A 13,255-nucleotide genomic window follows, 5' to 3' on the forward strand; every position below is an offset into this window, starting at 1 on the left:
AGGTACTTTGCGGGGGCTCAATATAATTCCTGAAACAGTAAAAAGAGGAGATCACCCAAAATCCTTATCACGGATTCTGGATATCTCCTCATTTCAGACGATTTAAGACTTCACATGCTTTTGCATTTGCTGAATCGCAGATTTCTCTAGACGTGAGACTTGTGCCTGTGAGATACCAATCTCATCTGCGACCTCCATCTGTGTTTTCCCTTCGAAAAACCGCATGGATAAAATTCGTTTCTCCCTTTGACCTAACTTACGCATCGCTTCACGTAAGGCGATTTCTTCGATCCACGACACATCCTTATTCTTATCATCGCTAATCTGGTCCATTACATAAATAGGATCGCCACCGTCATGATAGATCGGTTCGAATAAGGACACTGGATCCTGAATAGCATCAAGGGCAAAGACTACATCTTCCTTCGGTACGCCGAGTGCTTCAGAGATTTCGAATATCGTCGGTTCCCGCGAATTCTGATTGGTCAGACTATCGCGTACCTGCAGCGCCTTATAAGCAATGTCTCTGAGTGAACGCGATACTCGAATCGGATTGTTATCACGCAAGTAACGGCGGATCTCACCAATAATCATCGGAACCGCATATGTGGAGAACTTAACGTTTTGTGATAAATCGAAATTATCGATGGCTTTCATCAGACCGATGCAGCCCACCTGGAACAAATCGTCAACAAATTCTCCCCTATTATTGAACCTCTGGATAACACTTAGAACGAGCCTAAGATTACCATTTACCAATTTCTCTCTGGCGGATCGCTCGCCCTGCTGCTGCAGCGAAGTGAACAGTTGCCGCATTTCCACATTCGTTAGAACAGGCAGCTTAGCAGTATCCACACCGCAAATCTCGACTTTATTTCGGGTCATGATGATTTACCTCCCAAGGAGAAACATTACTGTACATTATCTCCCGGGTTGGCCATTTTATTCCTTGCTAATTTCACCTTACACCATCTTGTTAAACTCCTTACGCAGCCGCTTAATAATTCGTTTCTCCAGACGAGAGATGTAAGATTGGGAAATGCCGAGCAGATCCGCCACATCTTTTTGCGTCTTTTCTTCGCCCCCACGCAGTCCGAAACGCAGCTCCATAATGAGTCTTTCCCGTTCGCTCAGCTTTTCCAGCGCCTTTTGCAGCAGCTTGCGATCGACCTGTTCTTCAATGTTCCGATAGATGGTATCATTTTCCGTCCCTAAAACATCTGAGAGCAGCAACTCATTACCATCCCAGTCGATATTAAGAGGCTCATCAAAAGAAACCTCACTCCGTGTCTTGCTATTACGCCGCAAATACATCAAAATTTCATTCTCTATGCAACGTGATGCATATGTTGCTAGTTTTATTTTTTTCTCGGGATCAAAAGTGTTAACCGCCTTAATTAATCCGATAGCCCCTATCGAAACCAGGTCTTCAATATTGATTCCGGTATTCTCAAATTTACGAGCGATATACACTACGAGGCGCAGGTTACGCTCAATCAGCATCGCACGAACAGCAGCATCGCCGCTAGATAGCCGCTGAAGCAGATACTCTTCTTCTTCCCGTGTCAGCGGTGGAGGTAGAGCCTCGCTCCCGCCGATATAATAGATTTCCTGACTCTTCAGCCCCAGTAGAAACAGCATGCGGTAATATTGCAGCTGCAGAGCAATTTTCCATTTGACCATTATTGTTCCTCCTCCAAGAAGTACACGGTTAGCGTATGAAGCTTTTAATTACCGCTTTCAGCCATCAGAAGTTTGGTTCAGCTAGCTTTAAAGATTAGGAAGGTAGTGCTGCATCAGTGGCGCTCTCTTTTTGAGTTAAATCCGGATGTATGACCGCCCGATAGGCTCCATCTCCTGAGAGCGTCCCGCCATCCAGCCCAATTAAGACTCTTTTACTATAAAAGATATCTTCACCGAGCTTTATCGTCACAAGGTCTGGCTTCAGTGCGAGCATAAATGATGCCCCTCGGTTAATCCCCCTGTAAGGTACTAGTCGCATCCTATCCTGCCAAGCAAACGACTGCCCGTCCGTTTCTAGCAAAAGTCTGTCCGCACCATCCTGAGTGAGTCTCCCTTTCCATGCAGCAGGCAGATGCCCCTCCCAGAGCGTCGATTCCATCACCATCACCGGTATGCGGGTCAAAGGATCACAGAGACGATTGCCTGTGTCTAGCAGGCCAGGACAGGAAACACTTACACCATCAATTTCAACAACCACCTCACCGATATAGGTTTCAAGCTGCTCCCTTCTGATTCGTGAAGAATGCACTGCCTTGAAGCAGATTAACACCAGGGGGAATACTGCAATGACAAACCAAAAGCCGATCTTTAAGCCGTAGGCATGCCCTCCTGAAGCAGTGAACATAATACCATTCCAAATGTCGCTGGAGCTCTGCAGCAAATAGTGAATACCAACAATTCCACCTGCGGCTGCAAAATTGATAATATAGAAAGCTCCCATAGTGCGAAGGTAGCTTTGCAGACTCCCAAAACCAAAGGCAATCCATAACATAACCACCGACAATCCAAACTTGATAAGGAAGGTATACATGAAAGACAGCTCCGGTACAAACATCATCACTACATACAGTGCGCCAACGAGAGCTGAGAGGATTAAACGCCACCATGAGATTCTCAGCTTAACCATCCAGCCTGTCAGCCACAAAAGAATTCCGTCGATCACTAGATTGGCGGCGAATATCAAGTCAATATAAACAACCAGTTCATTCACCTGCTTAATGGCGGAATCTATCCTCTAGCCAAATTGGATCAGGCTCTGTTTTTGGACGATATGATTAGTATAGAAAGTCTCGCATTCAAAGTCTGTCTAAACTTGGGGGGCATTCTTACGGTTTTTTTGTCGAGTTATAGCGCGTGGGGATTTATTCCTTCTTTATGGAATTTTTTATATCTTTTATTCACTGCGTCATTCGCTCCATCATTCGCTGGATCATTTAATGGAATAGAGGAATCCTGCAAATATACAACTTTTTGTGCAAAACTCCGCTTCATGAAGTCCAAAAACTGCAAATATACAGGATTATCCTCACTTTTGGCTAGAAATCTTTATTTGGCGCAGGAATTACTGCAGATTCACAGGAATCAACGCTTCAACCATCTACTTATTATTAAATACTGTATTTTTGCAGGATTATCTGATGGTTAACAGTTGCCGCTTTCAGCTCTCCGACTACCAGTTACCACCTACTGTAACTACTTAGTCAACCATCACCCCTTTGGAGCTACACAGTGCCGTTCATAGTCTTGCTTGATCCTTATTACATTTACGCAAAAAAAACACCGTACCGCTATAGCTAATCAGCTAAGCGATACGGTGTTCTCGTATAATCTTGATTCTATTTAATTAGTCATTGTTGCCCCGAGTACGATTACGCAGGAACGTCGGAATATCGAGCTGGTCAGAAGAACTCTGATTGCCGAAAGGACGTAAATTAGCTGAACTCTTATCCGGTGCTGCCGCAGGCTCGTTATTCGTCGAGACCGGACGACGTCCTGGAGTTTCAGGCAATGGTTTATGTTCAAAGCCAGTAGCAATTACTGTTACTTTGATATCATCCTTCAGGCCTTCATCAATAATCGCACCAAAGATCATATTCACTTCAGGATCAGAGGCGGATGTAACGATCTCAGCCGCTTCATTAACTTCATATAGAGAGAGGTTGGATCCTCCCGTAATGTTCATGATTACGCCGCGGGCGCCTTCAATAGACGTTTCCAAGAGTGGGCTCATGATGGCTTTACGTGCTGCTTCAGACGCACGGTTCTCACCATTTGCAATACCAATACCCATAAGCGCTGAACCGCGCTCTGTCATGATCGTCTTTACATCCGCAAAGTCAAGGTTAATCAGACCAGGAACCTTAATTAGGTCAGAGATACCTTGAACAGCCTGCCGGAGAACATTATCTGCTTCACGGAAAGCTTCCAACATCGGTGTTTTCTTATCAACGATCTCAAGCAAACGGTCATTTGGAATGACGATTAGCGTGTCGACTTTTTCTTTCAAAGCTTCGATTCCAAGCATTGCCTGGTTATAACGTTTTCTTCCTTCAAAAGTGAACGGGCGAGTAACTACCCCCACAGTCAAGGCTCCACACTCTCTAGCAATCTCAGCTATAACTGGTGCTGCACCTGTTCCTGTACCGCCACCCATCCCTGCAGTAACAAACACCATATCTGCGCCCTTAAGGGTATTAGAGATCAAGTCACGGGATTCTTCCGCTGCTTTCTTACCGACTTCAGGATTAGCTCCTGCACCCAACCCGCGGGTCAGCTTGTCCCCGATTTGCAGCTTGTGCTCCGATTTGGCCATATGCAACGCTTGGGCGTCTGTATTAACCGTAATAAATTCTACACCCTGAACGCCATTTTCAATCATCCGGTTGACAGCATTACTACCTCCGCCGCCTACGCCGATGACTTTTATTTGCGCCAAGCTCTCCATTTCAAAATCAAATTCTAACATATTGTTCCATCTCCCCCTCAATGTGCTTGGATGGCCGGTCCAAGTATATCTGGACTTACACTTATATAAACTCGCTGAACATGTTCTTTAGACGCTCGACAAACCCGGTCTTCTGAACCGTTTCCTGATTTGGAGTGGCGTTCTGCTTACTCCGGTTGACCGTCTTTTTGTTGCTGCTTCCACCACTGCTTCTTCCACGGAAGCTACGGACAACATTATGCAGGATACCAACACCTCCGGTAAACCCAGGGTCCCGTACACCGATATAATCCGGTACAGCGATGCGTACAGATGCAGCCAGTTCAGTCTGAGCCGCCTTTAATACGCCAGGCATCGAAACAGTTCCACCCGTTAATATATAACCTCCAGGTAGTTCACTGTAACCAAGCCGTTTCACTTCCTGTTTAATCAAATGGAAGATTTCTTGCACCCGTGGTTCGATAATTGCCGCTAAATCCTCTTGGTTAAATTCCTTTTCTACATTACTGCCAATGCGCAGCACCTTGAAGACAACGTCAGAGGCTGCATCGTCAATCCATGCGCAACCATACTTTAGCTTTACTTTCTCCGCTTGATCAGTAAGTGTACGTAGTCCGTATGCAATGTCATTAGTTACAAATTCTCCGCCGATCGGAATCGTAGAGGTTGCACAAAGGGAACTTTCTTCGTATATGGCTATCGTTGTCGACCCGGCCCCGATATCAACCAGAACAGATCCCATCGATTTCTCGTCTTTGGACAGCGCCAATCCACCAGCACCAAGAGACATCAGCACAAGATCCTTCACTTTCAGCCCTGATTTCTCAACACATCGTAGTAGATTATGTATTGGCGTCTTAGCACCCGTAATGATGGTTGCGTCCACTTCTAGACGAACACCAATCATCCCGCGCGGGTCCTGAATACCTTCGAGACCATCGACGATAAATTGTTTAGGAACAACATCAATCACTTCTCGCTCCGGAGGCATAGCGATGACTTCCGCAGCTTTAATAACGCGATCGATATCATCCTCACCGATTTCACGATCCTCATTCTGAACGGCCACGACACCGTGGCTGGATTGCAGGCCAATATGATTACCGGAAATGCCTACATAAACTTCTGATATTTGAATACCCACCATTTGCTCTGCATGATCTATAGCACTTTTGATCGATTGCACAGTTTGGTCGATATCTACAATCGCGCCTTTACGTATTCCTTCCGAATCAGCAGATCCAACGCCAATAATATTAAAGGTTCCATTGGTAACTTCCCCAATTATTGCCCGAACTTTGGATGTACCGATGTCCAAACTAACAATGATGTCATTGTTGCTCAAGTCCTATGGCACCTCCTGTTATAATCGAAATAATTTGCATAATCTTATCCCGGTCCCGGGAAACTTCTCTGTACATATTCAACATACCTAACCCTTTCCCTCTTTTTTCTACAAATTTTTTGAACGGAATAATATTCCAACATCCCTAAATGTGATTGGTTACTCATAATTTTTTATAAGAATGATAATTATCACAAGAAATATATACCTATTTGGTTATTACTAACCATATAAAAGATTATATTTCAAAAAAATCGAAGAAAAAAGAGGGATATAGCTTCTTGCCCGTAACTCCGATTGTAGCATTTTTTGAACTCTATTAGTAGGGACTATTTACCTCTACTCTACTCTTGCACATCTTTTTGCTCATCGCCCTTTTGCTCCTCACTTTCGACCTGAAAAGGAACATACGAGTCGGCTTCAAGCATCGTGATAAGTCCAGGCTCCTTTGTCTCTATTACCTGATTCAAGTATGACACTTTGCTCTTCAATAAAGAGATGGAAGTGATCACCTCGAAACGAGATCTAGTATAGAGCTTGATACGATCCGGAAATGACAAGGTTGGCGAGGGAACAATCTCAGAGATATCACTTGTCAATTCATTAGAAATGCTTCCAAGCGTTTGACATAGGATAGCCTTATTAGGATCAGCTGGATCCCAGTTGGTTAATATAGGTTTCTCTACAGCAATACCAGTCTCATTAACAGTCACCGCTGCTCCACTCGACAGAATCGCCTTCAAGATGCCGCCCTGTTCCAGTTCATAGGCCACCGCAGGGAACTCTTCAATCTTCACTGTGATTACCCCGGGGAAATCCTTCTTTACGGCTACAGCCTTAACCGTCTTAAGCTCCAGCAAAGATTGTTCCACAGACTTCGTAGAAACGGCAAAGAATTGTCCACCTATATGAATTCCACTTTGCGAGAGTAATTCCTCACTAGTAGAATACTTGCTTCCCTGAAAATCTATCACTGTAATGTGACTAATAGACGATCTGAAAAAAATCACAGCAAGAAGCGCAGTGAACAGTAGCAGCAGGATCGCCGTAATCTTACGGCTCATTTTTTTCTTAGGCTTGTCCTCTTTAAGAAGAGGTAATCGGGTTGTTGTCATTCTCATATCTCCGTAATAAGGCCCTGTCTCCTTCCTTGGTAGAACTGAAGGAGACAGGGAGCTTTAATTGGCCAAATCAAGTGGATCCGGTACGGGTACCTTGCGGCTTATGCGCGCGCCAAGCTTCTGAAACAGCTTCTCTATTCCATCATACCCGCGGTCAATATGGTGTGCTTGCTCAACGACTGTAGTCCCTTGTGCAGCAAGCCCAGCAATGACCAGAGCCGCACCCGCACGCAAGTCAGTAGCTTCCACAGTAGCACCATACAATCTCTGAACGCCGCGAATAAACGCACGATTCAAATCAATAGAAATATCAGCGCCCATCCGCGCCATTTCTTCAACATGCTTGAATCGTCCCTCAAACACCGTCTCCTTGATTACACTGAAGCCATCAGCGAGAGACAACAGCACCATGACCTGAGATTGCAGATCGGTTGGGAAAGAAGGATAAGGAGAAGTCACAATTCTCTCAACAGCACGTGGACGCCCCATACAACTGATATTAATTATATCATTGCACACTGTGATTTGAACACCAGCCCGCTTGAGCACATGAATAAGCGAAGTCAGATGCCCCGCATTGGCATGTGTCAAAGTCACATTCCCTCGTGTAGCTGCCGCAGCAATCATCACGGTTCCAGCCACAATCCGATCAGGTATCACCTCGTACGTACAGGGATATAGGTTTTTCACCCCTTGAATTGTGATGGTGTCCGTACCTGCACCGATAATCTGAGCACCCATGCTATTTAGAAATTGCTGTAGGTCCTGTATCTCCGGCTCTCTCGCTGCCCCCGATATTGTTGTTGTTCCCTCTGCCTTTGCGGCAGCCATCATAATATTCTCCGTTGCTCCTACACTTGGATAGTCGAGATGAATATCACTCCCTATAAGCTTAGAACCCCGACAGAATATTCTTCCGTTGCTCTCCTCGATCTCCGCCCCTAACGCCTTAAGTCCCTGTAGATGAAGATCGATTTTACGCTCTCCGATCGCACAGCCCCCAGGCTGATAGATCGTTACCTCTCCAAATCTGGATAACAGCGGTCCCATTAGAAAAATGGAAGATCTCATCTGCCGCATTAAATCCTCAGGGATATGAGATGTCCCGACGGCAGACGTATCTATCGTCACCGTATCCTCTTGATGCACGCACCTGCAGCCCAGCCGATCTAGGATGTCTAGCATAGTCTCGATGTCCAGCAGCTTCGGCACATTATGCAGTGAGTGAACTCCTTCGGCCAGCAGGCTTGCCGCTAGAATCGGCAGCGCCGCATTTTTTGCTCCATGGATACGAATGGTGCCTGACAGGGGACTTCCACCCTCAATCACCAATTTGTCCAATGTATCACCTCCGAGATTACCGCTCACCCACCACAAACACTTCCGTTACAAGCTCATATGAAATGTACAAGTATAAACGTCTTCGGCGTCCTTTATAAGGACGATAGACGTTTAAGCGAGAAATATAAGGATAATGTATAACGTGAAACTTATACTTTCTTATATTTCAAGAATATCCTGCACTACATCTCAGGTTTGGAAGTGTCCTGGGTGATTGTCACGATTATAGGATTATCCTATGTTCGTTCCTCCAAGTGTGTGACAGAGAGCTGCCAATAAGGAAAACCCGTATGGAAAACGATGATATCTTAAGACTTCTTACCCGCAAGTCTTCGGAGCTCGCTTGTGATTACTGCCGCAGAATCTCTTTTGCCGAGTCGTTTGGAGGCCACGGACATCTGCTCACGCACGGCTTCAGTTCCGATGATTTTTTGAACCGCCTCATATAGTGCCGTGCCGTTTAAATCTTTCTCAAGCAGCACCACAGCAGCACCTTCACGTTCCAACTGTCTTGCATTCGCCTCCTGATGGTTATTCGTCACATTAGGAGATGGAATGAGTACAGAGGGAATACCCAGCGCTGTAATCTCAGCGAGAAAAGAGGCTCCCGCCCGATTAACGATCAAGGAGGTACAAGCCAACACCTCTGGCATATTATGAACGTAAGGAAGGACATGCAACCAGTTTGGTATGCTACCCAGCTTTTGACGCAATTCCGCCCGAGTCTCTTCGAAATAAGGTTCACCTGTAACATACACATAATGAACACCATTACCCTTACCCACTTTTGGGGCCATTTCAATCATGGCTCTATTAATAGCCTTAGCTCCCTGACTGCCACCAACCACCAAAACAACAGTACTGCCATCCGAAATCCCCAGCGATGCGAATCCACGTTGCGGACTTGCTGTAGTAACTGTTGTGGCACGTGGATTGCCAGTATAGATCACATTTTTGCTGCCTGGAAAAGAGGACTCTGTTCCTTCAAAGCTTACGGCAACTGTACTCGCATACCGACTCAGAAAGCGATTGGTTAGACCTGGTATGGCATTTTGTTCATGGATCAATGTAGGGATGCCCAACCGGGATGCAGCATAAACGACTGGACCACACACATAACCGCCTGTTCCAATCACAACATCTGGTTTGAATTCTCTTAACATCTCTTTGGAAGCCTTAACACCCTTCAAGAAACGCATCACGGTCTTGACATTGTCTATGGATAGCTTGCGCCGAAAGCCAGTGATGTCAATAGATTTGAAAGGGATATTCTCTTGAGGGACAAGCTTGCTCTCTAAGCCACGCGTTCCACCAATATACAGGAAGGTAGATTTGCTATCTTCCAACTCCATTTGCCTAGCAACAGCGACCGCAGGGTAGATATGTCCACCCGTGCCTCCGCCGCTTAATACGATACGCATCTCTTTCACCTCGCAAAACGGGATAAGTTCAATAGAATGCCAAGGGATGTTAGCATCAGTGTAAGTGAAGATCCGCCATAGCTAATCAGAGGAAGCGTGATGCCCGTTACAGGCATTAGACCAATAACAACACCAATATTAATAATGACTTGCACAGCCACCATACAGACGATGCCAACGGCCAGATAGCTTCCAAAACGGTCAGGTAGACTCATCGCCACCTTCATCCCGCGCCAGATTAGAATAAGAAATAGGATCAACACAGCCAAACCACCGATAAACCCCAGCTCCTCGGCCAATATAGAAAAAATAAAATCTGTTTGTGGCTCAGGTACATAGCTGTACTTCTGCCGACTCATTCCTAATCCAAGGCCACCGAGTCCACCAGGACCAATCGCATATAACGACTGAATGATCTGGTAGCCTGCACCAAGGGGGTCGGACCAAGGATCAAGAAAAGCGGTAATCCGCTGCAACCGGTAAGGCGCTGCTGCAATCAAAGCAACAAACCCTGCCGCACCAGCTACTCCAAGTGAAAGTAAATGCTTCATTCTAGCCCCTGCTGTGAAGACCATCATCAAGGCTGCACCAAACATGACGGTACCTGTACCCAAATCCGGCTGGAGCATGATCAGCGCGAAGGCTGACCCAATAAGCGCAAGTGGTGGGAGCAAGCCGCGTGTGAAGGAAGTGATGTCGTATTCCTCTTTTCCTAGCCAATTGGCTAAGAATAGAATCATCCCCATCTTCATGAATTCGGAAGGCTGGATCCCGAAGGAGCTAATTCCTAGCCAGCTGCGCGCTCCCCCGCGTACTACACCAATACCAGGGATAAGCACAATAACAAGTAAGAAAAAGCAGATCAGAAGTGCCGGCTTAGCCAGCTTTTTCAGCACCCTGTAATCGGTATTCGCCGTAACGAACATTGCGATTAGTCCTAGTCCTGCAAACAAAAGCTGTCTTTTTACAAAGTAAAACGAATCTCCATAATTGCGGAAGCCCAGAACGGACCCGGCGCTGTATACCATCACCATGCCGATCACCAGCAAAGATAGAATAGGAATCAGCAACCAAATATCGGGAGCATGACGAGTTTTGTTCATCAGGAGCACACCTCTTGCATCCGTAGTAGGGATGGGGCTTATCCACCCCCCTACTTAAAGGTTATGCACCGCCTCTTTAAAAATACGCCCGCGCTCTTCATAGGATGTAAACATATCCCAACTTGCACAGGCAGGAGACAAAAGAACGATATCTCCTTCTTCCGCCAGAGCGGAAGCTTCCTGCACAGCTTGCTCAAGCACGGCAGCGGCACTCTCCCCATTATCGACGGAGATAATCTGCTTTAATCCTGCCAGCTGCGCTACATTCGTTAGCTTGTCCTTAGTTTCCCCTAACGCCACTAGCGCTTTAACACGTCCGCTCAGGACAGGCAGCAGCTCCAAATAATCGGAACCACGGTCTAATCCACCAGCGATCAGCACTACAGGGCGCTCAAAGGACGTTAATGCCATAATCGTCGCTTTGGAGTTTGTTGCTTTGGAGTTATTATAATAAGTGGCTCCAGCCTTATCAGCCACATACTCCAGCCGGTGCTCCACACCGCGAAATGAAGCAAGCACTTCACCCAATAAAGAGGGGTCAGCTCCAGCAGCAATGGCAATTCCACATGCAGCCAGTGCATTTCCCACGTTGAAACGTCCCGGAATACTAATGGAATCTACATCAGCAATGATTGTTTCTTGGTCTGCAGATTCGCGATAGATGATGCGGCGCATCAGATCGTCATCTTGACCCGTAATATAGGATGGGCTAACAAACACACCATGAGTGAGCTCCTCGGACATAGAGAATGGAAGAATAGTTGCTTTCATATACGGCACAAGTTCCCGGCAAAAAGGATCGTCCCAGTTCAGCACAGCCGTATCCGTATCTACTTGATTGGCGAACAGCTTTGCTTTGGAATCGACATAATCCTTCATGCTCCCATGATAATCCAGGTGGGTCTCCGCAATATTCAACAAACAACCTATTTTGGGGCGGAAAGTCTCCGTACCTTTGAGCTGGAAGCTGCTGAGTTCGACCACCATCCAGTTATCCTCTGTAGCTTCTTGCGCAGCCTCACAGAGAGGCGTGCCAATGTTACCTGCAACAATCGGATTCATACCTGCAGCGTCCAGCATTTGACCTACCCAGGTCGTCGTTGTCGTCTTGCCATTGGATCCCGTGATGCCAATCATCGGCGCTGCACAAAGACGGTAAGCAACCTCTACCTCTGTAACTACTTCAATGCCAAGCTCAAGAGCCTTTTGCACAGGAGGCGCAGAATAAGGAATGCCTGGATTCTTAATGACCAGACTTACACCTTCATGAATCAGTCCATCCGGATGCCCACCGCTTATAACACAAATTCCCAAAGATTCCAATTCGGAAGCTTCGGGACTTTGATCTCTTTCCTTTTTATCGTTCACCGTAACTACAGCGCCTCGATCATGCAGCACTTTAGCAACCTGGACACCGCTTTTTGCGAGCCCAAGAACCACAACTTCTTCACCACGATACATATCTGGATGTTTCATTCGCTACAACCCCTTGCTAATAAATAGTCCAACAGCGGCTAATATCAAGCTTACCGCCCAGAACGAAATTACCACACGCCATTCCGACCAGCCACCAAGTTCAAAATGATGGTGAATCGGGCTCATTCTGAATACACGCTTGCCACGGGTTTTGAAAGAAACCACCTGTATCACGACAGATAACATTTCCACCACAAACACACCGCCAATAATTAAAAACAGCAGTTCGCTCTTTGTGACAATAGCAATCGCACCTATCGCGCCGCCAATACCAAATGAACCGGTATCTCCCATGAACACCTTAGCCGGATGGGCATTAAAGACCAGAAATCCAAGAACGGCCCCGATCATTGCCGCTGCACACACGCCAGCTGCAATTGACGTAGCCTGCATCGCTACAACAGCATAAGCTGCCAAAGCAATAGCACTTACTCCAGACAGCAAACCATCTACTCCATCGGTAAAGTTAACAGCATTCGTTACTGCCATCATCATAATAATAATGAATGGATAGTAGAAAAAGCCGCCCCAGTCAAAGCTGAAATCAGTACCCGGAACGCTGATACTTGTGCTATGTCCTGCAGAAATCAGCAGACCGCACATCACAGCACCTACCAACAGCTGCCCGAACAATTTTTGACGCGCCGTAAGGCCCAAAGAACGCTTGAATACGATTTTGATATAATCATCCAAAAATCCGATCAGTCCAAAACCAAGCGTAGCCACTAGTAGTACGTAGAAATCGTTATTCACCACGGAAAATTTCAGATAAGCCAATGTAAAAGCCACGATGATTACGATACCGCCCATCGTCGGCGTTCCCGCTTTCTTTAAATGGGATTGCGGTCCGTCATCTCGCACCTGCTGTCCGAATTTCATCCTGCGCAGTAGCGGAATGAAGAGCGGAGCGGCAATGACCGCAAGGATAAAGGAAACAGCAATAGTCAATAACAATAGTTGATAATCCATGGGTGCACCCC

General features: G+C 46.3%; 11 protein-coding genes. All 11 read right to left on the reverse strand.

Annotation, left to right across the window (positions count from 1 at the left end; genetic code table 11):
- Nucleotides 1-102: 102 nt before the first annotated feature.
- Nucleotides 103-885, reverse strand: coding sequence for an RNA polymerase sporulation sigma factor SigG (gene sigG, locus MKY99_RS23015; protein WP_036683631.1), 783 nt, complete (start codon nt 883-885; stop codon nt 103-105).
- Nucleotides 886-963: 78 nt separating this feature from the next.
- A complete protein-coding gene (gene sigE, locus MKY99_RS23020; protein ID WP_028530613.1) occupies nt 964-1,686 on the reverse strand; it encodes an RNA polymerase sporulation sigma factor SigE in 723 nt (240 codons plus the stop codon).
- 91 nt (nt 1,687-1,777) lie between these two features.
- Nucleotides 1,778-2,725, reverse strand: a complete 948-nt coding sequence (spoIIGA, locus tag MKY99_RS23025) for a sigma-E processing peptidase SpoIIGA (protein WP_042194361.1) — start codon at nt 2,723-2,725, stop codon at nt 1,778-1,780.
- A 642-nt stretch (nt 2,726-3,367) separates the two neighbouring features.
- Complete coding sequence (gene ftsZ, locus MKY99_RS23030; protein ID WP_076284759.1) at nt 3,368-4,489, reverse strand: cell division protein FtsZ; 1,122 nt, start codon at nt 4,487-4,489, stop codon at nt 3,368-3,370.
- Nucleotides 4,490-4,550: 61 nt separating this feature from the next.
- On the reverse strand, nt 4,551-5,813 hold the full coding sequence (gene ftsA, locus MKY99_RS23035) for a cell division protein FtsA (protein WP_042190844.1): 1,263 nt from the start codon (nt 5,811-5,813) through the stop codon (nt 4,551-4,553).
- A gap of 344 nt (nt 5,814-6,157) precedes the next feature.
- Nucleotides 6,158-6,928 carry an FtsQ-type POTRA domain-containing protein gene (locus tag MKY99_RS23040; protein WP_042190846.1) on the reverse strand — a complete coding sequence of 257 codons (771 nt, stop codon included), beginning with the start codon at nt 6,926-6,928 and terminating at the stop codon, nt 6,158-6,160.
- 63 nt (nt 6,929-6,991) lie between these two features.
- Entirely contained in the window at nt 6,992-8,275 is a 1,284-nt protein-coding gene (gene murA, locus MKY99_RS23045) for a UDP-N-acetylglucosamine 1-carboxyvinyltransferase (RefSeq protein ID WP_042190848.1), read from the reverse strand.
- Nucleotides 8,276-8,583: 308 nt separating this feature from the next.
- The gene (murG, locus tag MKY99_RS23050; protein WP_042190850.1) at nt 8,584-9,696 is read right to left on the reverse strand and encodes an undecaprenyldiphospho-muramoylpentapeptide beta-N-acetylglucosaminyltransferase; all 1,113 of its coding nucleotides are present in this window, start codon (nt 9,694-9,696) and stop codon (nt 8,584-8,586) included.
- 5 nt (nt 9,697-9,701) lie between these two features.
- Nucleotides 9,702-10,799: a stage V sporulation protein E gene (spoVE, locus tag MKY99_RS23055; RefSeq protein WP_339266547.1), complete on the reverse strand. Its 1,098-nt coding sequence runs from the start codon at nt 10,797-10,799 to the stop codon at nt 9,702-9,704.
- Between the two features lie 54 nt (nt 10,800-10,853).
- Nucleotides 10,854-12,275, reverse strand: coding sequence for a UDP-N-acetylmuramoyl-L-alanine--D-glutamate ligase (gene murD / locus MKY99_RS23060; protein WP_339266549.1), 1,422 nt, complete (start codon nt 12,273-12,275; stop codon nt 10,854-10,856).
- A gap of 3 nt (nt 12,276-12,278) precedes the next feature.
- A complete protein-coding gene (gene mraY, locus MKY99_RS23065) occupies nt 12,279-13,244 on the reverse strand; it encodes a phospho-N-acetylmuramoyl-pentapeptide-transferase (protein WP_042190854.1) in 966 nt (321 codons plus the stop codon).
- Between the last annotated feature and the right edge of the window lie 11 nt (nt 13,245-13,255).

This window comes from Paenibacillus sp. FSL R5-0470 (genome assembly GCF_037975205.1).
Lineage (GTDB): Bacteria > Bacillota > Bacilli > Paenibacillales > Paenibacillaceae > Paenibacillus_AQ.

What these genes read in the sequence shown, in the direction of transcription:
- sigG (WP_036683631.1), bottom strand. Translation starts at nt 885, where the DNA reads ATGACCCGAAATAAAGTCGAGATTTGCGGTGTGGATACTGCTAAGCTG.
- ftsZ (WP_076284759.1), bottom strand. Translation starts at nt 4,489, where the DNA reads ATGTTAGAATTTGATTTTGAAATGGAGAGCTTGGCGCAAATAAAAGTC.
- MKY99_RS23040 (WP_042190846.1), bottom strand. Translation starts at nt 6,928, where the DNA reads ATGACAACAACCCGATTACCTCTTCTTAAAGAGGACAAGCCTAAGAAA.
- murG (WP_042190850.1), bottom strand. Translation starts at nt 9,696, where the DNA reads ATGCGTATCGTATTAAGCGGCGGAGGCACGGGTGGACATATCTACCCT.
- spoVE (WP_339266547.1), bottom strand. Translation starts at nt 10,799, where the DNA reads ATGAACAAAACTCGTCATGCTCCCGATATTTGGTTGCTGATTCCTATT.
- murD (WP_339266549.1), bottom strand. Translation starts at nt 12,275, where the DNA reads ATGAAACATCCAGATATGTATCGTGGTGAAGAAGTTGTGGTTCTTGGG.
- mraY (WP_042190854.1), bottom strand. Translation starts at nt 13,244, where the DNA reads ATGGATTATCAACTATTGTTATTGACTATTGCTGTTTCCTTTATCCTT.